This window comes from Hahella sp. CR1 (genome assembly GCF_029813005.1).
Taxonomy (GTDB): Bacteria; Pseudomonadota; Gammaproteobacteria; order Pseudomonadales; family Oleiphilaceae; genus Hahella.
The window spans coordinates 1-24,654 of the sequence record NZ_JAPELK010000003.1 but is presented as its reverse complement, the minus strand read 5'-3'; the positions used below and the strand labels follow the sequence as shown (position 1 = coordinate 24,654).

At 54.0% G+C, this 24,654-nt stretch carries 25 protein-coding genes; 14 read left to right on the top strand and 11 right to left on the bottom strand.

What is annotated here, in order from left to right:
- Positions 1-6 precede the first annotated feature (6 nt).
- Together ONV78_RS08265 and ONV78_RS08260 are read left to right on the top strand one after the other, a co-directional pair.
- Complete coding sequence (locus ONV78_RS08265; RefSeq protein ID WP_127971198.1) at positions 7-546, top strand: DUF697 domain-containing protein; 540 nt, start codon at positions 7-9, stop codon at positions 544-546.
- 140 nt (positions 547-686) lie between these two features.
- Positions 687-1,553: a DUF481 domain-containing protein gene (locus ONV78_RS08260; RefSeq protein ID WP_279502496.1), complete on the top strand. Its 867-nt coding sequence runs from the start codon at positions 687-689 to the stop codon at positions 1,551-1,553.
- 133 nt (positions 1,554-1,686) lie between these two features.
- On the opposite strand, the gene ONV78_RS08255 is transcribed toward ONV78_RS08260, so the two are convergent.
- A complete protein-coding gene (locus tag ONV78_RS08255; protein WP_279502494.1) occupies positions 1,687-2,520 on the bottom strand; it encodes an oxidoreductase in 834 nt (277 codons plus the stop codon).
- Positions 2,521-2,660: 140 nt separating this feature from the next.
- On the opposite strand from ONV78_RS08255, the gene ONV78_RS08250 reads away from it, so the two are divergent.
- The 3 genes from ONV78_RS08250 (at position 2,661) to ONV78_RS08240 (ending at position 5,845) form a co-directional block, all read left to right on the top strand.
- A complete protein-coding gene (locus ONV78_RS08250) occupies positions 2,661-3,623 on the top strand; it encodes an AraC family transcriptional regulator (RefSeq protein ID WP_279502492.1) in 963 nt (320 codons plus the stop codon).
- A gap of 360 nt (positions 3,624-3,983) precedes the next feature.
- Positions 3,984-5,117 carry a three-Cys-motif partner protein TcmP gene (tcmP, locus tag ONV78_RS08245; RefSeq protein WP_279502491.1) on the top strand — a complete coding sequence of 378 codons (1,134 nt, stop codon included), beginning with the start codon at positions 3,984-3,986 and terminating at the stop codon, positions 5,115-5,117.
- Complete coding sequence (locus ONV78_RS08240) at positions 5,114-5,845, top strand: phage Gp37/Gp68 family protein (protein WP_279502490.1); 732 nt, start codon at positions 5,114-5,116, stop codon at positions 5,843-5,845. Before tcmP ends, ONV78_RS08240 begins: the two co-directional genes overlap by 4 nt.
- Before the next feature lie 143 nt (positions 5,846-5,988).
- Here the strand turns inward: ONV78_RS08240 and ONV78_RS08235 are convergent, their stop codons facing one another.
- The gene (locus ONV78_RS08235) at positions 5,989-6,978 is read right to left on the bottom strand and encodes a substrate-binding domain-containing protein (protein ID WP_279502489.1); all 990 of its coding nucleotides are present in this window, start codon (positions 6,976-6,978) and stop codon (positions 5,989-5,991) included.
- 189 nt (positions 6,979-7,167) lie between these two features.
- Between ONV78_RS08235 and ONV78_RS08230 the strand changes: the two genes are divergently transcribed.
- The gene (locus tag ONV78_RS08230; RefSeq protein WP_216738718.1) at positions 7,168-7,350 is read left to right on the top strand and encodes a hypothetical protein; all 183 of its coding nucleotides are present in this window, start codon (positions 7,168-7,170) and stop codon (positions 7,348-7,350) included.
- A gap of 98 nt (positions 7,351-7,448) precedes the next feature.
- Here the strand turns inward: ONV78_RS08230 and ONV78_RS08225 are convergent, their stop codons facing one another.
- The gene (locus tag ONV78_RS08225; RefSeq protein ID WP_279502488.1) at positions 7,449-9,425 is read right to left on the bottom strand and encodes a diguanylate cyclase; all 1,977 of its coding nucleotides are present in this window, start codon (positions 9,423-9,425) and stop codon (positions 7,449-7,451) included.
- Positions 9,426-9,814: 389 nt separating this feature from the next.
- On the opposite strand from ONV78_RS08225, the gene ONV78_RS08220 reads away from it, so the two are divergent.
- From ONV78_RS08220 to ONV78_RS08200, 5 genes are all read left to right on the top strand, one after another.
- Entirely contained in the window at positions 9,815-10,231 is a 417-nt protein-coding gene (locus tag ONV78_RS08220; protein ID WP_216738716.1) for a hypothetical protein, read from the top strand.
- Between the two features lie 279 nt (positions 10,232-10,510).
- Positions 10,511-10,828 carry a hypothetical protein gene (locus ONV78_RS08215; RefSeq protein WP_279502485.1) on the top strand — a complete coding sequence of 106 codons (318 nt, stop codon included), beginning with the start codon at positions 10,511-10,513 and terminating at the stop codon, positions 10,826-10,828.
- Between the two features lie 126 nt (positions 10,829-10,954).
- Complete coding sequence (locus tag ONV78_RS08210) at positions 10,955-11,242, top strand: hypothetical protein (RefSeq protein ID WP_279502483.1); 288 nt, start codon at positions 10,955-10,957, stop codon at positions 11,240-11,242.
- Positions 11,243-11,326: 84 nt separating this feature from the next.
- Positions 11,327-11,617, top strand: coding sequence for a hypothetical protein (locus ONV78_RS08205; RefSeq protein WP_216738713.1), 291 nt, complete (start codon positions 11,327-11,329; stop codon positions 11,615-11,617).
- Between the two features lie 114 nt (positions 11,618-11,731).
- Complete coding sequence (locus tag ONV78_RS08200) at positions 11,732-12,304, top strand: hypothetical protein (RefSeq protein WP_279502481.1); 573 nt, start codon at positions 11,732-11,734, stop codon at positions 12,302-12,304.
- A gap of 6 nt (positions 12,305-12,310) precedes the next feature.
- Here ONV78_RS08200 and ONV78_RS08195 read toward each other — a convergent pair whose 3' ends face one another.
- The 8 genes from ONV78_RS08195 to ONV78_RS08160 are packed head-to-tail and all read right to left on the bottom strand — an operon-like array spanning position 12,311 to position 23,741.
- Positions 12,311-13,717, bottom strand: coding sequence for a sigma-54 dependent transcriptional regulator (locus ONV78_RS08195; RefSeq protein WP_279502479.1), 1,407 nt, complete (start codon positions 13,715-13,717; stop codon positions 12,311-12,313).
- 53 nt (positions 13,718-13,770) lie between these two features.
- Entirely contained in the window at positions 13,771-15,330 is a 1,560-nt protein-coding gene (locus ONV78_RS08190) for a SpoIIE family protein phosphatase (protein ID WP_279502477.1), read from the bottom strand.
- The gene (locus ONV78_RS08185; RefSeq protein WP_279502475.1) at positions 15,308-18,784 is read right to left on the bottom strand and encodes a PAS domain S-box protein; all 3,477 of its coding nucleotides are present in this window, start codon (positions 18,782-18,784) and stop codon (positions 15,308-15,310) included. Before ONV78_RS08185 ends, ONV78_RS08190 begins: the two co-directional genes overlap by 23 nt.
- A gap of 47 nt (positions 18,785-18,831) precedes the next feature.
- Complete coding sequence (locus ONV78_RS08180) at positions 18,832-19,647, bottom strand: phosphate/phosphite/phosphonate ABC transporter substrate-binding protein (RefSeq protein WP_279502474.1); 816 nt, start codon at positions 19,645-19,647, stop codon at positions 18,832-18,834.
- A 10-nt stretch (positions 19,648-19,657) separates the two neighbouring features.
- Positions 19,658-20,356, bottom strand: coding sequence for a hypothetical protein (locus ONV78_RS08175; protein WP_216738707.1), 699 nt, complete (start codon positions 20,354-20,356; stop codon positions 19,658-19,660).
- Positions 20,356-22,533 (bottom strand): SLBB domain-containing protein, encoded by a 2,178-nt coding sequence (locus ONV78_RS08170; RefSeq protein WP_279502471.1) that lies wholly within the window; start codon positions 22,531-22,533, stop codon positions 20,356-20,358. Before ONV78_RS08170 ends, ONV78_RS08175 begins: the two co-directional genes overlap by 1 nt.
- A gap of 18 nt (positions 22,534-22,551) precedes the next feature.
- Entirely contained in the window at positions 22,552-23,388 is an 837-nt protein-coding gene (locus tag ONV78_RS08165; protein WP_279502469.1) for an OmpA family protein, read from the bottom strand.
- The gene (locus tag ONV78_RS08160; RefSeq protein WP_216738704.1) at positions 23,385-23,741 is read right to left on the bottom strand and encodes an STAS domain-containing protein; all 357 of its coding nucleotides are present in this window, start codon (positions 23,739-23,741) and stop codon (positions 23,385-23,387) included. The genes ONV78_RS08165 and ONV78_RS08160 overlap by 4 nt, the downstream gene beginning before the upstream one ends.
- 50 nt (positions 23,742-23,791) lie before the next feature.
- Here ONV78_RS08160 and ONV78_RS08155 point away from each other — a divergent pair, with 50 nt between their 5' ends.
- The 3 genes from ONV78_RS08155 to ONV78_RS08145 all read left to right on the top strand — a co-directional run.
- Positions 23,792-23,980 carry a hypothetical protein gene (locus tag ONV78_RS08155; protein ID WP_279502462.1) on the top strand — a complete coding sequence of 63 codons (189 nt, stop codon included), beginning with the start codon at positions 23,792-23,794 and terminating at the stop codon, positions 23,978-23,980.
- Positions 23,981-24,133: 153 nt separating this feature from the next.
- Positions 24,134-24,457: a hypothetical protein gene (locus ONV78_RS08150; RefSeq protein ID WP_279502460.1), complete on the top strand. Its 324-nt coding sequence runs from the start codon at positions 24,134-24,136 to the stop codon at positions 24,455-24,457.
- The coding region (locus tag ONV78_RS08145) for a hypothetical protein (protein ID WP_279502458.1) at positions 24,436-24,654 on the top strand (219 nt) is incomplete at its 3' end. The genes ONV78_RS08150 and ONV78_RS08145, both read left to right, overlap by 22 nt.

Genomic DNA, 24,654 nt, shown 5'->3' with positions numbered 1-24,654 from the left:
ATCAGTATGGCTGCAACAGCAACTAAAGAAGACACAACAGAAACGGAAGTGAATGTAGAAGAGCGTTTGGCGGGCGTGCGCGCAATGACCAGAAAGTACGTGCTGGGGTCAATGGGCATAGGGCTGGTGCCGATTCCTGTAGTTGATTTCGCCGGTTTGACGGCGCTGCAGTTGAAAATGCTGCACAGCATGTCAAAGACTTATGAGATCAAATTCTCCCAGGACATCGGTAAGTCATTGATTGCTTCTCTGGTCGGCTCTGCGGCTCCCGTTCCTATTGGTATGAGCCTGGCCAGCCTGACCAAGGTGATTCCGGTCATCGGCACAGTGTTGGGCTCCACCAGCGTGGCGATTATGGCGGGCGCCTCTACTTATGCGCTGGCGCGGGTGTTCATCCAGCACTTTGAGTCCGGCGGCAACTTCCTGAACTTCGACCCTGAAGCGGTGCGCGCGTTCTACGCGGAAGAACTGGAGAAGGGCAAAGCCTACGCGGAAAATCTCGGCAAAGACGACAAGACCGCTAAAACGGCCACCGCCAAGGCGTAAGCCGGACGCTGATCGTTTTATCGAACTGACGCGTTCACTCTGACCGCATATTATCCCTGCGTGCATTCGCGCGCCGCGGACATGCCTGCGCGCGCCCGGCGCGCAGGTCTCCCTGGTATTCTCTGGAGCAAAGAAAAACAATGGAAAGTTCCTCCGGCGTCGCCTCTCTGTCTGTCTTTTTCCCAGTCTTCGCCCTGATGTTTTCGCCTTTTGTCGTCGCTGACGATTCCGCCTCAACATCCACGACGACTGCATCGGCCCAGTCCGCTCAGGATAAAACCCAGTCCGTTCAGGACAAAACAAAGTCTCCGTTGAGAAAGATGTTGAATATGCCGGACGCCCTGACCATTGGCGCTTCCGCCAGCATTACGTCCAGTAAAGGGCAGACGGATTACGACAGCCGCACCTATGTGCTGGAAGCCAGTTGGACCACGACCAAGAACATCATCTCGACCTATAACCAGATCCAACGCAGCGAGACCGGTCCTCAGGTGTTATCGGACAAGAAAAGCAGCGACAACTTCTGGCAGTACAATTTCTCCGAGCGCTATTACCTGCTGGCGGGCTATCGTTATTCCACTGATGAAATACAACTGGTGGACAGAGAGCATGAGGTGTTTCTGGCGCCGGGATTTTATCCCTATCGCTCCAAGACCTGTCGGCTGAGCACGGCGGCGGGCGCGGTGTACCTGTCCCAGGACTACTCGCAAACCGCCATCCTGGCGGGTGAAGATGCGCACGAAGAAAGCTGGCGCTACGGCGCCTACGAAGCCTTTGACTGCGCGTTGATGGGCGGAGCGCTGAGTCTGTCCCAGAGCGTGATTTACTCGCAGAATAAAGAAGACAGCGACGACTATCGCTACCGCTCCATGATCGGCGCCGCCGTTCCCATGGCGTATGGACTCTCCGTCAGCGTCAGCTACAACGTGAGTTACGACAACCAGCCCAAGTTCGGCGTGGATAAGAAACAGGCGGACCTCACCACGGCGTTGTCTTATAAGTTTTGATGTCGGCGGCGCATTGAAACGGAGATGACGGACAGGACCTGATCTGCAATGACTTGCGCAGGTCCTGATGCGTCAGGTAGGTAGCTTGGTGCGTCAGGCAAGTAGCCTGTGGTGTCGTACAAATAGAACGTGATCAGCCGTCAGTGGAGCGCGTCAGCGATTCCCAGGCGTCGATGTCTCGCTGCAACGCCTGCAGTTGTTCTCTCACCAGCTTCAGCGCATCGCTGCCCAACAGCAAATGCGCCGGCGGCTGCTCCGCGTCTATCACACGCAGTATCGCCGCCGCTGCTTTTTTTGGATCTCCCAACTGCTTACCGCTTTTCTCCAGGCGCGCTTTTCTAATCGGATCAAAGGAGGCGTCGTAATCCGCAATCGAGCGCAGAGTGCGCACCATTGAGCGACCGGCCCAGTCAGTCCGAAACGATCCCGGCGCCACGGACGTGACGAAGATATTGAATGGTCGCAGTTCTTTACCCAACGCTTCAGAGACGCCAACCATGGCAAACTTGCTGCCGCAGTAGTCGGTGATGCCAGGCATCGTAATATAACCGCCCATGGACGTGATATTCAGGATGCGCCCTTGACGACGTTGGCGCATAGCGGGCAGCACCGCCTTAATCATGGCGACGCCGCCAAATACGTTTACGTCGAACTGGCGACGGATGTCCGCCATGGAGGACTCCTCCAGCAACCCCTCATGGCCATAGCCGGCGTTATTAACCAGGACATCGATAGGGCCGACTGTCGATTCAATTTCCGCCACCACCGCGTCAATGGATGCCCACTCCGTCACGTCAAGCCTGCGGCCAAATGCGCGGCTTGCGTGCAGCGCTTCAAACGCCATCAGGTCGTCTGGCTGGCGTACCGTTCCCACCACTTTATGGCCTGCTTCCAGCGCCTGTTGCGCCAGGGCTCGCCCAAAGCCGCTGCTGACGCCGGTAATCAATAGGGTTTTTGAGGATGACATGGTTAAGCTCCTTAGATCCTTTGTTAGCGTGGATTGCCATATTAATGAGCCATCCAGATAGAAATTAGGCCTTATACTATGAAATCATTGCCTATTCTTATGAGTGATGAGTAAATCATGCTGGAGTGGCAAAGCGATAAATGAATCAAGACGATGTCTACGAGCCCCCTCAAACTGTGCAACAACAGATCGTGGAGCGTCTTCAGATCTTGGCGCCTGATGAGGGCTATAATCTGACGCCGCTGCCCGATGTGCGTTTGCTGCGCTCCAATCGACCTTTGTCCCGCACGCCGGTGCTTTATGACCCGGGCGTCGTGGTGGTCTGTCAGGGATGCAAGCGGGGCTACTTCGGCGATCAATGCTATATCTACGATGCGCAGCACTATCTTGCGGTGTCAGTGCCGGTGCCGTTCACCATGGAAACGGACGCTTCTCCGGAACATCCACTCCTGGCTATCTATATCCATCTTGATTTCAAAGTCGCCGCGGAACTCATGCTGCAAATCGAGCATCATGGAGCGGGGGAGAGTCGCGCCAGCGCCCCGGAAAGTATGATCTCCAGCCCCATGGACCATGCGTTGAAAGCGTCAGTATTACGATTCCTGCAGGCGCTCAGCCGCCCCCTCGACGCAGCGGTTCTGGGGCCGTCGCTACTCCGCGAACTTTACTTCCACTTCCTGACGGGAGAGCAGGGCGGAGTGATTCGTTCAGCCCTGGCGATGCAGGGACAATTTGGCAAGATCAGCCGGGTGCTAAAAAGCATTCATGGTAATTATGCGCAGTCGCTCAATCTGTCGCAGCTTGCCGCCGAAGCGGGCATGAGCGCGCCCACCTTTCACAGCCACTTCAAAAACATGACGCGCCAATCCCCCATGCAGTACGTTAAATCCGTACGCCTGCATCAAGCCAGATTGCTGATGGTGCGCCAGGCGATGACCGCGTCAGCGGCGAGTTACGCGGTGGGCTACGAAAGCCCCTCTCAGTTTAATCGCGAGTTCAAGCGACTGTTCGGCCTGCCGCCTGCAGAAGAAATAAAGCGAATGAAAGCCCACTTCGCCATTCCGCCTGCACATCAGTCAGCGGATTACGTGTCGTCTCATTAGGGCTGCTATTACTCTTCGTCAGTAATGTGGAGTGAAAAGTAATACGGACAGTTAATTTGAGTGGTAACAGGGAAGCTATTTCAGGGATTTATATTACAGCGGAATTGATATCGCTGATGTAGTTTTGGAATTGGGAGAATGCACTTTTTACAGCGTATAGATAAGGGATAGCTCTAAGCGCACTGCAAAATCTGAAACACTGTGATATGACATTCAGCTTATCTTTCGAACTATTAAAGGTTTTTCTCCGCGCGGCGCTGGCGATTAATAGCGTGATATCGCTGCATTGTCTATGATGAATATTAATGTAATTGCGGTCTGAGATTTGGTGAGTTCATATTCATCAGAAGGAGGCTTCTTATGCCAAAGAAGGAAACCGCGGATTCTGTTCTAGCGCATACTGAGGCGAAGCTCCAGTTTTACACAAAATATCTGGAACGATATCTCCAAATTCTTCTGGCTGCCAAAGATGTCAATAAGATTAATATATATGATCTTTATTGCGGTGCTGGTAGGTACTCTGATGGCCAAACTGGCAGTGCAGTAAGAGCGGTGGAGGCTGTTTCAAGTGCTCAAGCGAAAATCACCACAGATAAGGTCATCAATCTGCATTTAAACGATTTGAATGCCGCTAAAGTCAAAAAATTGAGAAACCTCTTGGCTGGCAAGGATTCGTCAGAGAAGCAATTTTTCATCACCTTCTCCAGATATGAGGCGTTTGATCTTCTCAAAAAAATTGCATCCAAACTTCCTGCGCAAGACCGCCATACGCGTAACCTGATTTTTATTGACCCGTACGGATACAAAGATATTGATAAGGAAAACCTTGAAGCTGTTTTAGTAACGGGAAGGACGGAGTTAGTTCTGTTTCTGCCGATAGAGCAAATGTATAGGTTTAGACTTAAAGCCATCGATGATGAAGTGGATAACCCCTATATACCGTTAAAAAATTTTATCGAGCAGTTTGAACTTGATGTGACAAAAATTACAAGCGAAAAAGAATTTATTGTGGCTTTAGAATCAGCTCTTAAGTTTCAAGGAAAATTTTTTACAGCCTCATATAGTATCAGGAATCATAATCGCCATCTTTATGGGATGTTCTTCATCACTTCTCATCTATATGGCTTGGAGAAAATTGTAGAAGTCAAATGGGAGTTGGATTCGCAGAAAGGACAGGGGTTCACAGGTGAAAACCAGTTAGATATCTTTCTGGAAACCGATCGACTTTCTGTATTGCGAAAAGCCATAACTGCACTAGTTAGCAATGGAGAAGCCGATAACCTCACGCTATACGAATTAGTAATTCGAAAAGGCTTTCTCCCAAAACACGGAAATAATGTTTTACGTGAACTATGCGCCGAGGAAGTCCTGTATGCCATTGATGCAGTAGAAAGAAAATCGGTAAGAAAAGGAGCTTACAAACTAAACTACAAAGAATATAAATCACGTAAGCCATCAGTATTCTTTCGAGAAGGTCCTGGAAAAAAGCTATGAGTAAAATTGAATGGACGGAACAAACCTGGAATCCTGTCACCGGTTGCACGAAGGTATCACCGGGCTGCAAGCATTGTTATGCCGAAACTATGTCTAAACGTTTGCAAGCAATGGGCGCGCGAGGTTACGAAAACGGCTTTAAGCTTTCCCTTATGCCAGAACGGTTAGCGCAACCCCTTCAACGGCGTAAGCCTACGATGTTTTTCGTCAACTCAATGAGTGACCTTTTTCAAGATGAAATACCCCAAATATTTATTGATCAGGTGATGGATGTTATTCGCGCTACTCCACAGCACACTTATCAAATATTGACTAAACGCAGTGGCAATATGCGCGAATATTTCTCTACTCGAGCAGTACCGGATAATGCTTGGCTCGGAGTTTCTGTTGAAAACAAGAAGTATGGTAAGCCGCGTATATCAGACTTGCTGACAATCGAGGCCAAAACGCGCTTTTTATCTATAGAACCGTTACTGGAAGATCTTGGTCGTATTCAATTAAGCGGTATTCATTGGGTGATTGTAGGTGGGGAGTCAGGATTTGGCGCTCGCCCAATGAAAGAAGAATGGGTCATAAGCCTTCGCAATCAGTGTGTTAGTGCTGGCGTAGACTTTTTCTTCAAGCAATGGGGGGCGTGGGGAGCTGATGGAAAACATCGTAATAAGAAAGCCAACGGTCGAGTGCTTGAGGGAAAAGTGTGGGACATGATTCCCTCAGCAGCTCTTTGAGCCTTAGAGAGCAAAATTGATGCAGGCTGTCTGAGTCACTTCCAGCCCTGTAATAACTTACTACTACCAAGCCAGATTAAATGTAAATGGATCATGACATAGGGTGGCATAAGACCGGCGACGATTTAAAACGCTGAGATAGCCTATTCAACAATACAAGACTCAAGGTTTTCCGGCGTGCAGTAGTGGTAGTCGAGATGATAAAACTCTTTTTCGGGCGTCTCTCCATGTTTGATATAGCGGTACAGAAGCTCTGCGCCCAGTCTGCCCATTTCAAACGGTCTTTGCCCGATATTCGCTGTAGACAGCCCTTCTGATAGGGCTTTGAGTTGTAACGGCTCGGTATCGGCGGAAATGATGACAACTTCATGGCTGGCTATTCTGGGCGCATATTTTTTGATGCGGGGAATGTAGTCATGGGAGAACTGGGCAAAGCCCGCGACGGCGATAATGACGGGGGGAGGTTTGTACGCCGTGATCATTTGCTCCAGTTGAAAGATGGCGGTATCTCTCTTGCCCTCCGAATAGAGAGGGCAGCGGCTGTTTTCCCTCCATCCCACGGTTTTACTAGAGAAGCTTGCAGAGGTCGTTTCAGTCAATGCCAGACGAACGCCCTCGATACGCTCATTCAGATTCGGCGTGGTCGGATGACCGCTTTGGATACAGAATTCCGTGATGCCTGTCGGACGTTTATATTTCTTCGCGTAGTCGCCCAGCGCTTTGCCAAAATCAACGTTGTCCGTGCCGACGTAAGCCATCCTGTAACTGCGGTGCTCCGGCAGCAAATCCGAATCAAACATAATCGTTGGGATGGATTTTGATTTGGCGATGGTCAGGGCTCTTTTCACCAGATGCTCTGAATCTGTGGTTGAAATCAGTAGAGCATCGACCCCCTGGTTGATAATTTTCTGCACCACCATGGCTTGCGACCTGGGGTCCTGGAAGTCGGCGGGGCCATCATAAATGCAGGTTACATCAGGATAGGCCGCCGCAAAGCGCTGGCATCCGTTAAAGGACGCGACATAAAAACTGTCGTTCTTGGTTTTCCCGATGACCGCGATCACCATAGCCTGCGCCGAGCTGTCGGCGATAAACAGGAAGAAGGTTAGGGTGAGCGCTAGCTTTCTCGTCATAATGCTCCGCCCGAAAATTCAATGATTGCGGTGAGGCTTGTTCTCACTCACTTTAACTCATTATAGAAGGCGTTAGCGAAACCGACGGGAGCAAGCTCAGATCGTCCCCGTTTTGAATAGCCGTTGAAATGCCGCTCTGATCGTGAAAGACTTGCCGGGAGTCATCGTTATTCGGATTTGGAGAAGGCTATGAAGTCGGAACAATCCTCAATTATTGACGATATCTACCGCTTGACCCTCGCCCTGGATGCGCAGCCGCCCGCTAATTACAAGGATAAGAAATTACGTGAGGAGCAATTGCAGTTGCTTCAGGAGCTGTGGCGCGAGCTTGACATGGTTATCAAGCATGAGTGGCCGGACGGTAAGGCGTAATAGTTGAATCGCTTCACTTTGATGGCCATAAATAGTAGAAGCCCAACGCCTGCCAACGAACACTCTCCCGCCTTCCTCATTAACGGGGCGGTCAAGCATTAGTGTTGAGGTTTTTCCGCCGCCTGACCGGTTTCTTCATATACCCTGTAGGTATTCCTCCCTGCTTCCTTCGCTGAATACAAAGCCTTATCCGCCATCCTGACCAGATCGTCCGCTGACACGTCGTGAACGGGCAGTAGAGCGACGCCAATACTGGTTCCCACTTGGATGCTCAATTCATTGAGTTGAAACGCCTGTTTCATCGCCCAAAGTATTTTCTGCGCGATGTGTTCTGCGTCGCCCTGGTCGCCAATGTTCTCCGCAATGATGACAAATTCATCTCCTCCCAGTCGGGCCAGCGTGTCGGATTCTCTGATAATTAGCTGAATACGGCTGCTGAACGCGGTCAGCAGTTCGTCGCCGACGCCATGGCCGTGAGTGTCGTTGATCGACTTGAAGCGGTCGATATCCAGATACATGAGGGCGAACAGCGCTTCGTTGCGATGGGAGCGCGCGAGAGCCTGATTGAGACGGTCATAGAATAAGGCGCGGTTAGGCAGGCTGGTGAGGCTGTCGTATTGAGCTAAATGACGCAGCTTTTGCTCTGTCTGTTTCCTTTCCGAGATATCATGCAGAAAGGCGTAAAACTGCCATTTTTCTCGTACCGAAATGGCGGAAATGGTGATCTCTACCGGTAACTTCTCGCCTTTTTTATTGAGAGCGAGCAGTTCAAGGCGCTTGCCTAAAACGATCCCCTGGCCGGTTTCAATGAATTTGCGCATGCCAAGCTCATGTCTTTCACGGAGCCCGGTCGGAATGATTAAGTCTGATAATTTACGCCCGATCGCCTCGGTCGCAGTCCAGCCAAAGGTTTCCTCGGCTTTAAGATTCCAGTCTGTGATAAAGCCGCCTGCGTCCATTGCGACGAAGGCTTCATGAGAACTTTCTATGATGCGCCGGGTGCGCATTTCGTTGGCTTTGAGTCGCTCTTCAATCCGCTTCCGCTGCTCTACTTCTTGCTCCAACTGCATCAGCGTCAGAGACTTCGCCTGTAATAAATCCTCTTTTTCCTGCAGCCTGATTTTCCGGCCAATGGCTGAGCCGATGAGGCCCGCCATCATTTCCAACGTTTTCAAATCTTCATCGTCAAAGGCATATGGCGTGTCGGAAATAATTTTTAGCACGCCCACCACGTTACCCTCTTCATAGAGGGGAGTGACCACCATTGAGGCCGCTCGGATTTTTTTGCACGCTTCATGGTTTACCCTGGGGTCAGTGGCGGTGTCTTCGGCGATAAGGGCTTTACGGTCAGTGATGCAGAGACCGGACAGGCTGTTGAGTAAATTCAGCCTCATTCCTTCGAACTGATGCGCGGAGCCGCTGGTGGCTTGATACACCATTTCGTCCCCATTCATGAGTTCGATAATAGCCCCCGTAGCGGGCGTGAGAAGTAGCATTTTATCTGTCACAAGCTGCATAAAAGCAGTCATGTCTAATTCTGCTTGCGACAGATGGGACTGGGTTTCAACGATTTGGTTTAGCTTTTCGGTTGCTTTTTCCAGCCTGATTTCTGTTTCGCGATATTCACGCAATACTTCGAGCAGATAGTCATTGGAGGTCGCCAGCACTTCTCTTTCACTTTGTAGCTTGGCGACGGAGGAGTGATCACCTTCTTGTTGCGATTTGCCGCCATGAATATCTGTGAAAGAGACGAGCCAGCCAGGAATTTCGCCCAGCTCATCGTCGAGAGGAACGATATGACAAACATGCCATCGATATGATGAGTCTGACGCACGCTGCAGGCGCATCGTCAGCTCGAAAGGGCTTTTTGCTTCGATACCGATTCGCCATCCTCTTTGAACCGCTGAGATATCGTCCTGGTGGATGACTTCGATCCATCTCATACCGGTAGAACTGGCCGCAGAGAGTCCAGAGTACTGGCGCCATAATGTATTGCACTTGATCCAATCGCCGCTCTGATCCGCCTCGGCGAGAAGATGGGGAAGCGGCAGCTTCCATAAGTTGGCTAGTCGCATAGAAATACTGACTTTGGCGCATGAAGAGGATTCCACCGTCAAGCCCCAAATTTTTGTAAGTCCGTGTAGGTAAAAGTATAGATGATATGAGCCGCATGTCTGCCTTCATTTGAGAAAGCGAGAGGCGTGATCAACCTGGCGGGACCACGTATTAAATATGCCGGAGAGGCATTCCTGCCTCACACGCTATCTGAGTAGATCTCAACGAGTTTTGCGGCAATACGCATAGCTCTGTTTGCGTTAACTCTAATGATCAAAGACAGGCGGTAAACTTTTATTTGACTGTTTTTTGTGCAGATTCGTAATCGAGCCTATTATTCCCTGTAAGTGGGGGTTGTAAGCTGTATTTATGACCCGCTCGATTACCCCGAAGAAGAGGAGTCTTCTCCATGTATGACGCATTGGTCACAACTGTCGATGATTGGCTGGCTTTGCCGGAACTTGCAATACCAAGAGCTGATTACAGCCGGGGGATCAGTGGGGTTGTTCTCGATGTCGAGGAAGTATCGTTTTGTGCGGTCTCCAAATATGAATGTGAGCAGGCAGGATTAAATGCTGAGTCCACTCCGGGGGGAAGGCGAGTGCTTCCTGTCATCACTGTCAGAGAGGCGGGGGACTACGAGGTGTATAGACTTCCATTGAGCCTTACTTCATGGGCGATAATGGTGGTTTCTCTGATAAAAATGGGAAGGAAAGTTCTTCCTTCAAAAGTTGAGTTCGGAGAAGTGCAGGAACAACTGATCGCTAAAGTTGAAAGCCTCACCAATCGGGATGCCGCCAAGAGAAGCGTACGAAAAAGCGCTTAATACGTCATTTGCAAATAGGGCTGAATAATTCTGAGGTCGACGTTTTTCAGAGGCTCCATAGGAATAGCCGCACAGATAAACCTATATCCGAAGCTTAAAAAGCCTATATTTTTGTTTTCCCTAAAGTCCGTAAGACTGGGGCTGAATAAGCAAAAGGCGCGCCCTTAACCCAATCGCAGGCTTTGTTATGCCATATCAATATAAACCCGGGCTCGCTGCCCCTTTAATATCAGCTAAATTTATAATTGTTGGCTAAATTCCGCTTGAAGAATATCGATAATGACTAAGCCTTATGTCGACTTTAATTGGGCCATAGCAGGAAGCGCCGACACTCCCCAGGAGCAAGTGGTCAACACGATTGTCAGCAAGTTGATCCAGTTATGTGAGCTCTCCGTTGCGGCGGAAGAGATGCCCGACATTATGTGTCAGATCCTGACATGCCAGAGCTGCCTGCATAATCTCAAGGGCCATATTGGAGAAGCTGACTTTACCCACTATTTCTCTCTGGCGGACGTTGAACTGGAAAAGCTGGATGGATTGCTTGAAACCGGGGAATCAGAACCAGGAAATGAGCCGGACGGCTTTTGCTTTGAATGACTTTCATTGGGTAATAACCAGACGTACAGACGCGCCTGCACGGCGACATTATGCCGGATTTTAAGATAAGAACTTCCGGCGAAGTCCTACTTGTCATTAGGGCTTAAGAAGTGCGGGGAAATGGGTATGGCCGAGATATTGGTTGACGCTGATTGGGGCCTGAGTCTAGGAGATGAAGCGACTCCCTCCGCAACAAAAGTTGGTCTGATTGAAGCCAAGCAACAGCAGTTGATGAAGCTGAAAAAGAGATTAAAGCTGTCCAACAAACAAATTTACTTGATAGATATAACGATAAACGAGCTGACTAATTTAAAGATAAATCTCGAAGCCAGTGAGCGCACTTTGCTTTATGGGCGTGTGATTTACCTGCTGCGGCAGATCGAAAATGAACTGCAAGATGGACTTGGCTTGTAGATTAGGCGAATCGAGTCGGGAACGGACATGGGCAGGTAGATACAGAATGGTCTAAGGGATAGGGATGAACCCAAAGGTGAACACATGCCGCAACGTTTCGTTGATGAAGAATGGAATCGAATCGGAAACAGAGAGGCGCCGTATAACGCGATCCTGGATTGTGTCGCCAATAAGCTTCTAAGTCTGAAAATGCTGCAGGAAGTAGCTTGCCATCAGGAAAACTTAACCTTTCAAGCAAAAAAGTGTGAATGGGCTATCCGTTTACTGCCTTCTCTGATTGGACGTGACGATTATCTGAACTTCCATCGCTATGTCGAAATTGAGCTGGAGAGGCTGGATGAATTGCTTGCTGATTATGGAGCGAAAACCGGGTAAGCCTTGCACGGCGACAACACCCATAAGGATATGAGCATATGCCGACAATCGCTAGAAACCATAACGCCGACAGGTATGGTAAACCAGAAGAATACAGCACTCTGGCGCACTGAGATGGATAACTCTGTTCATCGGTCTCCCTATTCTCACCTTTATGGCTGGATACGCTTTCTGAAAGGAGAGGGCAATAGCCAGCAGGAAATCCTCAAGGCCTTTGAAATGTGTAGTTCTGTACGTCTGGAGCCCTTTGATAAAGGGCAAATGGTGCTGGCGAAAACCATTATCCGCCATGCTTTAGGGGAGTCGCCGATACTGGAGCTTGAGCGCTACTGTCCGCCCACGTGCGTGCTTGGTTTTGTAGCGGTGGTTAACTGCACCGAAGGATATATTTTCAAGGCTATGACTCCGGCGGAGGAAGAGGACTTTCTGTTCTGGGTGGGCCGCTCTGAAGTCAGCGGGAGCCCTGGACTAAGTGAATTACAAAACAGGTTGCTGGAACTCAATAAAGACATCCGCGAACTCCTTCTGTTCAAGGTCCATGCAGGAAAGCGATACCGCATGGAGCGGCTGCCATACCGCCCCCTGGTGACGATATTAACAGCGAGGGACTTCGGCCTGCCCAAACCCTTTTCGTATAGCCCTGATTGTTATAGAGCACAGTGGGGCAGGGGTGGGTTGAGTCTGTGAAATAGATTAAGTTATTGCCTGCTCCTGCTCCCACTTTTCCTTTTTGCGATAAATCGTGGAGGCGCTGACGTCGAGCATTGCTGCGGCTTTGGGGATGTTGCCGCCGCAGTGTTCGATGGCTTGTTCGATGGCTTCTTTTTCGATGAGCCATAGTGGTTTGATGGGGGCGTCTTCCTGTCCTGGTTCGGCGGATAAGGGCTGTTCGAATTGTGGCGCGGAGGGGCGCTGCGGTGATGACGACGCCCTTGAGGCGGCGTGAAAGGGGATCATGTCCGGAGTGACGGCTTCATCGTTGTTGAGCACGACAATGTTGCGGATAACGTTCTGCAGCTCTCGGACATTGCCCGGCCAGTTGTGGGCCATCATGATATTGACCGCTTCTGGCGAGAAGCGGGTGAAGCGTTTGTTTTCCTGTTTGGCGTATTCCCGCAGAAAGCTTTCCATCAACAGTTTGATGTCGGTTTCCCGCTCTCTGAGCGGCGGCAGATAGATGGGGATGACGTGGAGTCGGTAGTACAGGTCCTCCCGGAAACGTCCCGCCTGCACCTCCTGTAAGGGGTCGCGGTTGGTGGCGCATACGAATCTGACGTCCACCGTTTCTTGTTGTGAGCCGCCAACCCGCTGAAAGGTTCCGGTTTGAATAAAACGCAGCAGTTTGGTTTGCAGCTCCAGATCCATCTCGCAGATTTCGTCCAGAAACAGGGTGCCGCGATGAGCCTGAGTGGCGGCGCCGTCGCGGTTGTTCAGAGCGCCGGTGTAGGCGCCTTTGACGTGGCCGAATATCTCGCTTTCCATCAGGTCTTTGGGAATGGCCCCGCAGTTCAAGGGGACGAACGGGCCGGGTTTGCGCGGACTGCGATTATGGATCGCTTCGGCGCACACTTCTTTACCGACGCCGCTTTCGCCGGTGATAAACACCGTTGCGTTGCTGGGGGCGGCGCAGTCGATGATGCGATACACCCCTTGCATGGGCAATGACTCGCCGATGAAGCCTTCATAGTGACGGCGCGCGAACTGCTCCCGATAGCCTTGCACCTCCTTCACCAGATTATTGTTGGCCAGCGCGTTCTTCACGGTGACCTGCAGGCGGCGGGCGTCGAAAGGCTTCACCAGAAAATCGAAGGCCCCGTATTGCATGGCGTTGACGGCGATGTCGATGGAGCCGTGGGCGGTCATGACGATCACCGTACAGGGCAGGTCATCCTGCTGGATGCGCTTGAGGATATCCATGCCGTCCATGTCCGGCAGCTTGATGTCCAGCAGCACCACGTCCGGCGGCTCTCGCAAAATTTGCACGATGGCGTCGCGACCGGTTTCCACCGTGACGATCATGTAGCCGCCCGCTTCCAGGTAGCTTTGATACAGGGACGCCAGGGACTGGCTGTCTTCGATCAACAATATCCGTTTCTTCACGTCAGCTTCCATTGGGTCATGGGTGAATCCATCTCATCGCCACGAGTGAGCGTTCAAGGGCTGGCTCTGAGCAGCAACAGGGTCGCATCGTCCTCAAGCGTGGAGCCGGCGGCGCGTAAGGCTTCGTCCAACTGGGTTTGCGCCGGGGCCTGGGGAAATAGCTTCAGGTTGGCGGCGAGCAGCGTGCGAACGGCGTTTTCCCGGTCCTCCACTGCGCCTTCTCCATGCTCTGTTAATCCATCAGTGTAGCCAATGAATATGGAATCTTCCGGTAGTTCCAGCTCACATTCTTCATAAGAGTAATTATGCGCCAGGCCAAGCATCATGCCGCCGCAGGCGAGAGGGCGCAGTTCTCCATCCGTCAGCAGCCAGGGCTCCGGATGGCCTGCGGAGGCGATGGTGAGACGGTTGCTCCCGGGACGCAGCTGAATGACCAGACAGGTAAGTCCGGTGCGGGCGAGCAGTGGCGAAGAGGCGACGAAGTGGGACAATTGATTCAGCAACTTCCCCGGCGAGGCGGACTGCGGCGCGGCGTGGCAGAGCCCATGTAGATAACCCGCCGCGGCGTGAGCGAAGAATTTGGCTTGCTCGCCATGCCCCATGATGTCCCCGAGAATCAGGGTGAAGGCGTCGCCGCTGTCGCGATGGAAGATGAAATCGCCTCCGCCTCTGGCGGCGACGCGGTAACCGGAAGATATCCGCATTTGGCTGAAGCGCTCGGGAATAGGCGACCACAGCAGGGAAGACACGCGGTTGTCCAGCTCGGCGTTGAGGGTGTTTCTCACATCCTGAGAGCGTTTGATGACCTGGGCGACGGTTTGCTGCAGCCGCTGCCTGGTCATGGGCTTTTCGATAAAACCGTCAATGGATAGATGCGCGGCGCTGCTTTGCACTTGTTGGGGGGCGCATCCGCTCATGAAAATAAACGGAATCATACGGGTGGCCGCGCGTTCCGCCAGCCGCTTACGTAAATCCAGACCGTTGAGATGAGGCATGTTGATGTCGCAGAGAATGAGCTGTGGCGGTTGCTCGATGATCGCCTTTTCGGCTTCGCGGGGATCTTCCAGAGTCGTCACCTCGTATTCATCCGCCAGATAAGCCTGCAGCAGGTGAAGCTGAGTCAGGTCGTCGTCGATCACGGCGATGCGCGGTTTTGCGCCAGTCAGTTTTACGCGCACGCAATAGCTGTTGAAGCCGCCGTCTTTGCCGACGATGCGCTGGTAGCGCGCGTGGGGCGCCAGACTGCGAATCAGCGTCAGCCCCATGCCGCTCTCATGCAAAGGACTCTCCGATAACAGATCCTCGATGTTGCGTTCGGCGTCAAACAAAGAGGACAGATCCGCGCCATTATCCAGTAGCAGCAGGTCGACAAACCCATCTCCGCTGCGTTTATCCAGCGCGATAAAATCCGCCTGGGCGTCATGTTTCACCACATTGGTGAAATACTCCGCCACCAGCAGTTGCATGTCCTCGCAGGTCTGATTGGCGGCGCCTTTACCCAGCAGAAAACGGGCCGCGCATTCCCGCGCCGCGCCCACGGCGGCGAGGTCCGGGCGGGATTGGTAGAACAGTCGGTCGTAGCCGGGATGACTAGTTAAAAGGGTGGAGTTCATTCAACGCCTCTAATGTCGAGTCGGTCAGTTGGCGCATGGAAAGATATTCGTTCTCCGCCTCCGTGTAGTTATGCGCTTTGCAGGCTTCCTCAATGGCTTTGGCGTGCAGATGAATGCGCTGCGCGCCGAAGGTTTGCGAGCTGCTTTTCAGCGCATGCGCGCAGATTTCAAACTGCTCGTAGTCCTGGTCGCCAAGGTGTTCCTGCATGGCGTCCACCCGCTTGGTCAGCTCAGTGGAGAAAATCCCCAGCATGCGTTTCAGGGTGTCCGCCGAAGTGTCGTTGAGCAGTTGCTCCAAGGCTTTGGGATTAATCAGCGCATTGTTGACGCCAGGCTCGGCGGCTGGCGGCGTGCTTGTGGACGCTGGACCGGAAAGCGGCGTTGGATTGAAAAGTGACGCCGGACTGGAAAGCGGCGCTGGCGGAGACGCCTTTTTGCCGCTTTTCCTGATCCAGTGACTGGCCATTTCAATCAGGCGCGCGCGGTCCACTGGCTTGGTGAGGAAGTCCTGCATGCCGCCGGCCAGGCAGCTCTCCCGCTCTGAGGTCATGGCGTGGGCGGTGAGCGCGACGATGGGCGTGGTGAGTCCGCGTCGGCGCATGACTTCCACGGTTTCGCGGCCGCTCAGGCCGGGCATGCGCATGTCCATGAATATCAGGTCGTAAGCGCTGCTTTCGATTTTCTCGATGGCTTCTTCGCCGCTGAGAGCAGTGTCGACGTGGAACCCGGCGTACTCCAGAAACGAGCGGGCGATAAGTAAATTGGCGTCGCTATCGTCCACCACCAGAATCTCACCCAGATCTGTTTCCACAGACTGCGGAGACGAAGGCGCATAGAGATTGTCGCGACGCAGCTCGACTTCTTCGGCGCTTTCCGGCGCTTCAATGGGCCTTCCCAGGGCGCAGGCGAGCAGAGCCTGCAACGTCTGTTTGCGGGTCGCAGGCGTATGCAGGGCGCCGTAACAGCCTTCCGCTTCCGTTTTGGGTTGGCTGGCGTGACGATAAACGGCGATACGGGTCAGAGCCGGCTCCTGGAACGCTGCGTCAATCCAGTCCGGTGGATTCTCCATGTCCAGTAATGCGATGAGCTTGAGACCGCTATCGAGCTGCTTGCGCAGATCCTCTTCTTGCAGGCAGCAAACGCTGTCCAGGGTCCAAAGATGCAGTTGCCATTGGAAGGCTCGGCGCCATTCTCTGCTGTTGCTGGCGATGATAATGCGGTGACCTTGCAGCGGCGCGACCAGGGCGTCCAGATTGGCGCGATTGACGGTGGGCGACGCAGTGTTAGCAAGTGGAAGCTGCAGACTGAATGTGGAGCCGGAGCCCACTTTGCTGGCCAGGGTAATGTCGCCATTGATGATGTTCGCCATATGGCGTGAAATCATTAGCCCCAATCCCGTACCGTCTCTGTGAGTATGCTCTTGGAAAAACTCGGAAAAGATCTTCTTTTTCGCTTCCGCGCTGATTCCCGGACCCGTGTCGCTGACATCAATGCAAAGGTGCTGGGTTCCGTGCAGGTGGGCGACGTAAACCATGATATTGACGCCGCCGCGCTGAGTGAATTTGATGGCGTTGCCGATCAGGTTGACCAGGATCTGGCGCAGGAAACTGCTGTCGGTGACGATGCTGGCGGGTGTATTAGCGTCGATCACGCTTTGAATGAACAGTCCCTTCTGGTGGGCTCTTTGCGACAGCAGGCGGGTGACATACTCGACCTTCGCGGGCAGGTTACAGGGCTCCAGATGAGGCTCCAGTTTGCCGGCTTCGATTTTGGCCAGATCGAGGACGTCGTTGATGATTTCCAGCAGATTCTTTCCGGCGCTTTCCGCGGATTGCAGATAGTGACGCTGATGCCGGGTGAGGGGCGTGTCTTTTAACAGCTCGACGGTGCCCAGCACCACGTTGAGAGGCGTGCGGATTTCGTGGCTCATGGAGGCGAGGAAATCCGACTTGGCGTGATTGGCGCGGTCCGCTTCTTCAATGGCGTTGCGCAGGGATTCCTGCTCCTGCCGGCGTTCGGAGATATCTTCCAGCATGGCGGTGAAGATGTAGCAGCCCGCCAGTCTGGACACGGTGACGGATATCTCGATGGGAAAATTAACCCCGTCCCGGCGCTCGGCCTCCCCCTGTAGACGCTTGTTGAGGAAGGGCGAGCGCCCCGTCGCCTTGAACTGATCCAACTGCTCCTGAAAGGCGCCTCGCAGGGCGGTCGGCACTAGATAATTGGCGACGGGCTGAAACATGACGTCGTCTCTGGAGTAGCCGAACATGTCTTCCGCAGCAGGGTTGAACTCAACGATTTTGCCGCCGTCGTTGACGGAAACAATGGCGTTGAGGGAACACTCCAGCATGGCCTCTTTCACCGCCAGATTGATGTCAGCCATTTCCTTCAGTTCTTTGATCTTGGATAAATCCCGGAAGGTCAGAATGGCGACCTGGTCTCCGTCTATTTCGGCGGCGTTGATGATCAGGTCGAGAGGGAAGCGGCCGCCGTCGCGACGATAGCCCCATTCGTCGGTCTGCCGCGTGACATGGGCCGGCGCGCGGTGATGGGACAGTTTGAGGAGGAAGCCCTCGATGCGATCCCGCTGCAATTGGTCGACGATAATAAGGTCATAACGATGCCCATCCAGCTCTTTCATCGCGTAGCCGAACATGGTTTCCGAGGCGTGGTTCATGTAGCGAATTTTGCCCTCGGCGTCCAGGGTGATCAGGCCGTCCAGCATATTGTCGGTAATGGCGCGCAATTGCGCCTCGCTGAAATGCAGCTTATGCGCCAGCGCCCGGGCTTGCTCCAGACTCTCCCGCATGTCCTGATGCACGCTTTCCAGCTCTCGGCTCATCAGGTTGAACGCGCTGATGGTTTCGCCGAGTTCATCCCGTCCGGGATTGGCCTCAATCAGACTGAAATCGCCTTCCTGCAGGCGGCGCAGGGCGCTGCGCATCAATTGCAGCTGCCGAGTCAGGTAGGAGCCGAACATCATAGACACCAGCCCTACCAGCACTACGCCGATAATCGCAATGCGGATGCTCTGATCGCGGGCCTGTACCCAGGCCTGGTCGAGGGCGCTGGCGTCGAGTCCCAGTTCGACATTGCCGAAGACCGCGTCGCCCACCTTGATGGGAATCTCCTGCAATGTCGCGCCGAGCTCATCGTCAGGAGAAGGGCGCACGCCGCCGCTGCTGAGGACGCCGCTGTTGTCATGGATGGACACGTAGGTGACATGGGGGCTGGTCAGAAGCTCGGCCACCATGCTGTTCAACGTGGCGATATCTGAAGACAGCAAGGCATCGGTGGCGGCGGCGCTGAACAGCACGCCAAAACGGGCGGCTTCCTCTTGCGCCTGCTTCAGGTGGGACTGGTTCATGATCTGCAGAAAATTGAAGATCAGCACCGACATGAAGACCGCTTCGATCAGTGCGACGCCCAGTATGGTTTTCAATCGAAAGGACATAATTTCAGCACTCTTATTTACAGCACTCTTTTTTGCACCTGTCGCCGCTACAGCAAATCAATCTGTAAGGCGCGAATGTCATCCCAGTCAGCATTGGCGGCGGGAATGAAACCGCGCATATTCAAGGGCTCCAGCAGGGCGCGACCCTGCTCGCTGTCACCCATGCTGATCAGCGTTTCCGTCACTGCTTGCACCACCTGCGGCGGCACGCCGGGCGCGCTGGCGATGGCGTGAGGCGTATACGCCGGCGTGGTCCACAGAATGCGCAGGTTGCGGGTGACGTCATCTGGCATGGCGTTAAAGGTGCGCATCACGCCGCCGCCGGCGACAAAGCGCTTCTGCATCACATTGAGATAGACGGAATCGTGGGTCAGCACGTACTGCGGCTGAATACGGATGCCCTGACGCGCCAGGATCGCTTGGGGCAGAACGCTGGCGGCGAAGGCGGCGGGAGCGGGAAAGGCGAGCTTGGCGTTTTGCAGGCTCTCCAGGTCCTGAATGGGGCTGTCCGCAGGGACCACGATAATGCCTTTGATCATTTTGTCTTTCTCCCGGGCCACCGCCTGATAACCGGGATACTTGTTGTAGACCACAAAGTGGTAGGGGTTCATGTACGCGAAGTGATACTGGCCGCGACCCAGGCGCGATTCGAATTCGGGAATATTGGGCGCGGTCTTGAACAACAGACGTACGCCGCTCTTCTGTTCAATGTACTTGAGCACCGGGCCCCAGGCCCGCGCCAGTTTGTCGGCGCTTTGCTGCGGCACGATGCCGAACTCGTAGCCTTGCGTTTCGGCGGCGCTCAGGCTGGCGCTGACGAGTGCGGCGTAGATCAGGCAGAGGAAGGTGACGAGTATCCGCATGCATGTCTCCCTATAACGGCAGATTCAGAAAACGGCTGGACTGAACCCAGCGGCGAAGGCGGGCGGCGAAGTTGGGAAAGCGGCGCGCCAGTCGGCTGATTTCCCGTTTCAGTTCCGCAGCGAGGCCGGGGTTTTCGATGTCGTTCATCACCGCGCCGAGAATGCGCGCATCATGGGACTTCAGCTTGTGGCAGGCGTGTTCCAGGTCCGCCTCCGTGGTGGCGCCGGATTTCACGATCAGAATGCACGCCTGACTGGCGGCGCAAATCAGTTCTGCTGGAATGTTTTGATGGTTCACCGCCTTTAACGGCGAGGTATCGAAGACAATGGCGTCCACTTGGCTTTCCCAATCCTGAATGACTTTCCTGATGAGTCCTGTGTCCCTGAAGCCGATTGATGAATTCAGTGTAGCAGTTAAAACCTGCATGTTTTGCCCGGCCTCAGCGATGGCGCTGTGGCTGGAGCCGTTGTCCAGCGACCAGGCGGCGCGCGGCAGTTGAAAGTGGATATCGGCGGAGGGGCGGAACAGGTTCATGTCCACCAGCAGGGTTTGCCGGCCTGAGGCGCTGTGGCGGCGGGCCAGGGCGTAGGCGAGGGTGGAGCAGCCGTCCCCGGAGTTGACGGCGGCCACCGCCAGGGTGCGCAACCCCTTGCCCAGAGTCTGTGCGTAAACATGTTCGATTTCGACGAAGTTTTCGATAGCGGGCATCACAGCGCTCCTATGATTCCAACCACGGAAATGATCTTGAACACGCCTTCCAGACTGCTGCTGAGCGTGGCCCAGTGGCTGTCGGACTTATCCGGAATATACAGCGTGTCGCCAGGGCGCAGCACCGGCAGCTTGCTCATGTCCGGCTCCTTTACAAAGCTTTCCAGATCGAAGCTGCTGGCGCTGTCGGCGCAGCAGGAGGTATTCACCACCACAATGCGCTCGATATAGGCGCTGGCGGTGGCGCCGCCCGCCTGGGCGAGCAGGTCCAGCACGGTCATGTCGTCGCTGAAGCGGTAGCGTCCAGGTTTGTTGACGGAGCCCAGCACTCTCACGGTGTTCTCTTTGCTTTCTTCCAGCCAGTTACGGTCTTTTTCCGGCACGAAGATGGAGTCGCCAGGCTTGACCACGGGCAGCAGGGTCTGATCGCCGGTTTCAAAGTAAAGCGCCAGGTTGAGCTTGGAAATGCGCGCCTGAGCGCCGTCCCGATGCACCACGCGAATGTTGTGGATGTCCGCCGAGCCATTGGGTCCGTCCGCGGCGGAGAGAATGTCGAGAAAGGTCATCTCTTCATTGAACATATAGCGACCGGGAGCGCCCACCTGACCCATGATGTAGATGGAATTCTCTTTCGCCTGACGCACCCATTGCGCTTTGTTGTCCGAAGGATCTTGCGGCAGTTCCGGAATGATTACGGAGGTTCCCGCGTCGAGTTGTGGAATCTCGCTCAGGTCGCCGCCGTATTTGATGAAGCGGTCCAGGTTGAAGGTGCTGGACAGGACTTTATCGCCGCTGCGACGCATGATTTTTATGTTGGCGATATCGGCGCGGGCGGTAGGGCCCTGGGCGTGTCCCAACAGGTCCATCAGGGTCATTTCATCGGACCATTCAAAGCGGCCGGGATTGTAGACCTGACCGATGATTTCCACGGCGCGATCTGGTGGCGTTTTCAACCAGGAGGCTTCGTTGACGTCGGTTTTTTCCGGCACGAAAACCGCGTCTCCCGGCGCCACTTCCGGCAGGGCGAAGCGACTGACGCCTTCCGTATAGGCTTGCAGGTCGAAGGGAATCACCGCGCCGTCGGCCTTGAGGATGCGGATCTGCCGCGATTCGGCGAAACGAGTGGGACCGCCGGCGTTGGCCATGATGTCCAGCAGCGTGGCGCCGGGCTTGCCTTCAAAGGCGCCGGGTTTGAACACCTCGCCCATCACGTAGACCACGTTAGCGCCGGCTTTGATTTCGTCCTGCTGGATGGGCACAAAAATGGTGGAGTTGGGCTTCAGTTGCGGCAGCAGCGACGCGTCGCCGCTTTCCAGATAGCGCTTGAGATTGAAGTTGTATGGGGCGCTGTCCGAGATGATTTTGATTTGCTCGACCGCGGCGTAGCGGGTCACGCCGCCTGCGCGCATGATGGCGTCGATGACGCTGTAGTCCGGCTCGTAATTGAAGCGTCCCGGACTTTTCACTTCGCCGAAGATGCGCACCGCCTGACGGTCGTCGCTGGCGTCGCCGCTGGCAGCCAGGGTTTGCGCGTCAAAGTCGATCTGCACATTGCCAATCAGCGGCGAAGCGGGAATAAACAGGCGATCCAGAGAGCGCAGCGGCGGCAGGCTGGAGCGGTCGCCGGAGTCCAGGTACGCCTTGTAGCTGAAGTAGATGATGTCGTCGCCCCGTTGAATCTGCATGCGGTCCAGTTGCGCGCCGGGCAGCAGACCGCCCGCCAGGGTGATGGCGGTTTGCACGTCGCCGGCGATGGGCGTCAGCACGCTGCCGGGGTTCTCCACATAGCCGGAAACGTCAATGATGAGATTGCGTTCCGCCAGAGTCACCTGCAAACGCTCCACGTCCCGATAGACCTGCCCCAGCGCCAATTGGATCATCTGGGTTGCGGCGCTCAGCGATTGTCCGGCGATTTTCACCGGGCCGGCTTCCGGCAGCAGAATGCGTCCCTCGCGATCCACAGGGAAGTTACGATTGAACGCCTGCTCTCCCGTCAGTCCCAGATAGAGTTGATCACCCGGTTGTAACGGAGCAGTCGTCTCTTCAGCGCCTACGTGGCGGCAAGTCAGCAGTATTCCGATCAGCGCCGTCAGCCAAATAGTCAACCGCGTCAGGCGAGCGCCTCGCTCTGGCGTTCTGATCGAATGAGGGATGATAGGGTGCGTTTGACTTGCCATAGTGATCCGGGTCCTGTTTTAGAGGTAGCGTCCCTGTAAATGGGACTCCCAATCGCGCTGGGGAATGGGCGTTGATACTGCGCCGCGTTGTTGCTGGCGATTGAGGTAGATTTCCACCCGACGATTGAAGCCATGGGAGTGGCTGTCCGCGTCCTGCAACAACGTCTGTTCTTCGCCCTCGGCACGGATCTGGATGCGCGTCTGCGCCACCCCTTGTTGCGCCAGAAACGCCGCAACCGCCTTGGCGCGGGCCTGGGCAAGATGCTGGTTGGCGTCGTTTTCGCCACGCTGGTCCGTGTGTCCAATCAGTTCGATAGAGACAGAGTCGTCTCCCAGCAGGTAAGCGGATAAACGGGTGAGATAGCCCTGATATCCCTCTGACAACTCCGACTGGTTTACATCGAAATGCACCAGCATGGGAAAGCCGTTCAAGGCTGAGTCAGAATCATATTGGTCGCCGGCGACCGCGCAGGTGGTGTGTTCGTTGAGGTAAGCCAGCTGGGCGTTGGCGCTTTTCGTCTCTTTGTGCAGAATCGCCAGACTGTTGTAAGCGTCCGGCAACAGCCCCGCATCCAGCTCTCTGAATGCGCGATTTAGGCGTTGTCTAAGCGTTTTAAGCTGGGCGGGAATGCAATAGTCGCCCCCCAGCAAAGTCAGCGCATCCAGCTCCAGCTTTTCCAACTGGGCCTGTTTGGCGAGACTGTCCTGATCCGGCGTGAAACTGATCTGATGATAACGCTGCACCTCGCCGCTGCGGATTTCCGCCGCGCCGCCTTTGCCTTCCTCCGGCCAGCTCTGACAGCCGGCGAGGGCGCACAGACCCGCTCCCAGGATCAGCAGACGGGCGCGTCTCATGCCCGCTGCTCCTGCGCAGGTTGCTGCAAGGCGATAAAGCTTTTCATGGTGTCAAAGGACAGAATGGTGCGGTCGATCCGCAACAACGTCGCCAACCGCTGCGGCTGCCCCTGCAACCCCACCAGCGCCATCTGCCGACGGTTGGCGTGCAGCTGCTTATAGATAAAAACCAACGCGCCGATGCCGGAAGAATCCATAAAAGACACATCGCTCAAATCAAAAGCGACCCCACCAACATGATTCAACGCCGACTCCTCCAACTGCTCGCGGCAATGCTGCACCGCATTAGCGTCAAAAGTCCCATCCAGCGCGATGACGAGATAATCGTTGCAAGAATATTCAGTGATGTTCATAACGTCCCCAGGTCGTAGTGATAAAACTCAAAAGACTAGGAGCAACCCCTGTGCCAGATTATTTTTGCAATAAAAACAATTGGTTAATGGGCGGCGTCAGAAGTGGGAACGAGCTAATTCGCTTTTTGCAGTTGCGGATTGCGAAGATTTGGGGGGGGCTTGATGCGGCGTTCGTTGTGATTTGTAACCAGAAAAAAGTACGCCTGAGTGGCTATGGCGCGCGGAGCTTCGTTTCATGAGAAGTGGCTTGATGGTCAGCAAGTATCTTGGGCGAGTTCGGCGGGGCGGCCTCGCTAACAGGAAGCGATCAAGGACATAATAGGGGCGCCATTTGAAGAAACAATCTGGCCTGAATGCCTTAAAGTTTCAGAACTTCAACTATTGGGATTGAAATGAGCGCCTGGAAATCAGTATTTGGATCTATCGTTAACAACGATATAAGAGCATTTGGTAAGTGGCGCATGCGTAATCGCGTTGAGTTCTTTATGTATTTGCCAAATAAACAGGAGCAGATGGACAACTTCAAAATATTAGGTGCTAATCCAGTCTATTTTGATGAGTTGGATAAGTTAATTGTTCCTGCAAACTTCAAACACGGCTCTATGGAAGTTAAGAATGAATTGGAACGTATTCTCGGGTGTTTAGGCCGGCATGAGGGAGTGAGCGTAGTAATGGAAAGCAATGAGTTAACCATATGCCTTCGGGAACAGCAGTAAAAATAGCGCCAATATTAGGGGGTGAATTTGGATTTGCTGAGCCAAACGAGATGGCGCTTCCCATTTGCACAGACTACGAAAAGCCTTTATCAGCACCTACTATTAATCAATCATCTCATACGCCAACAGAAGTTATGTCTGGGCCTGTTACAGCTAGTGTGGCCATTCAGCTCTGCATGTCGGAAGGCGCTTCGCTT

Excerpts from the sequence above, each read along its gene's own strand:
- ONV78_RS08265 (WP_127971198.1), top strand. The coding sequence starts at position 7 with ATGGCTGCAACAGCAACTAAAGAAGACACAACAGAAACGGAAGTGAAT.
- ONV78_RS08260 (WP_279502496.1), top strand. The coding sequence starts at position 687 with ATGGAAAGTTCCTCCGGCGTCGCCTCTCTGTCTGTCTTTTTCCCAGTC.
- ONV78_RS08255 (WP_279502494.1), bottom strand. The coding sequence starts at position 2,520 with ATGTCATCCTCAAAAACCCTATTGATTACCGGCGTCAGCAGCGGCTTT.
- ONV78_RS08250 (WP_279502492.1), top strand. The coding sequence starts at position 2,661 with ATGAATCAAGACGATGTCTACGAGCCCCCTCAAACTGTGCAACAACAG.
- tcmP (WP_279502491.1), top strand. The coding sequence starts at position 3,984 with ATGCCAAAGAAGGAAACCGCGGATTCTGTTCTAGCGCATACTGAGGCG.
- ONV78_RS08240 (WP_279502490.1), top strand. The coding sequence starts at position 5,114 with ATGAGTAAAATTGAATGGACGGAACAAACCTGGAATCCTGTCACCGGT.
- ONV78_RS08235 (WP_279502489.1), bottom strand. The coding sequence starts at position 6,978 with ATGACGAGAAAGCTAGCGCTCACCCTAACCTTCTTCCTGTTTATCGCC.
- ONV78_RS08230 (WP_216738718.1), top strand. The coding sequence starts at position 7,168 with ATGAAGTCGGAACAATCCTCAATTATTGACGATATCTACCGCTTGACC.
- ONV78_RS08225 (WP_279502488.1), bottom strand. The coding sequence starts at position 9,425 with ATGCGACTAGCCAACTTATGGAAGCTGCCGCTTCCCCATCTTCTCGCC.
- ONV78_RS08220 (WP_216738716.1), top strand. The coding sequence starts at position 9,815 with ATGTATGACGCATTGGTCACAACTGTCGATGATTGGCTGGCTTTGCCG.
- ONV78_RS08215 (WP_279502485.1), top strand. The coding sequence starts at position 10,511 with ATGACTAAGCCTTATGTCGACTTTAATTGGGCCATAGCAGGAAGCGCC.
- ONV78_RS08210 (WP_279502483.1), top strand. The coding sequence starts at position 10,955 with ATGGCCGAGATATTGGTTGACGCTGATTGGGGCCTGAGTCTAGGAGAT.
- ONV78_RS08205 (WP_216738713.1), top strand. The coding sequence starts at position 11,327 with ATGCCGCAACGTTTCGTTGATGAAGAATGGAATCGAATCGGAAACAGA.
- ONV78_RS08200 (WP_279502481.1), top strand. The coding sequence starts at position 11,732 with ATGGATAACTCTGTTCATCGGTCTCCCTATTCTCACCTTTATGGCTGG.
- ONV78_RS08190 (WP_279502477.1), bottom strand. The coding sequence starts at position 15,330 with ATGAACTCCACCCTTTTAACTAGTCATCCCGGCTACGACCGACTGTTC.
- ONV78_RS08185 (WP_279502475.1), bottom strand. The coding sequence starts at position 18,784 with ATGTCCTTTCGATTGAAAACCATACTGGGCGTCGCACTGATCGAAGCG.
- ONV78_RS08180 (WP_279502474.1), bottom strand. The coding sequence starts at position 19,647 with ATGCGGATACTCGTCACCTTCCTCTGCCTGATCTACGCCGCACTCGTC.
- ONV78_RS08175 (WP_216738707.1), bottom strand. The coding sequence starts at position 20,356 with ATGCCCGCTATCGAAAACTTCGTCGAAATCGAACATGTTTACGCACAG.
- ONV78_RS08170 (WP_279502471.1), bottom strand. The coding sequence starts at position 22,533 with ATGGCAAGTCAAACGCACCCTATCATCCCTCATTCGATCAGAACGCCA.
- ONV78_RS08165 (WP_279502469.1), bottom strand. The coding sequence starts at position 23,388 with ATGAGACGCGCCCGTCTGCTGATCCTGGGAGCGGGTCTGTGCGCCCTC.
- ONV78_RS08160 (WP_216738704.1), bottom strand. The coding sequence starts at position 23,741 with ATGAACATCACTGAATATTCTTGCAACGATTATCTCGTCATCGCGCTG.
- ONV78_RS08150 (WP_279502460.1), top strand. The coding sequence starts at position 24,134 with ATGAGCGCCTGGAAATCAGTATTTGGATCTATCGTTAACAACGATATA.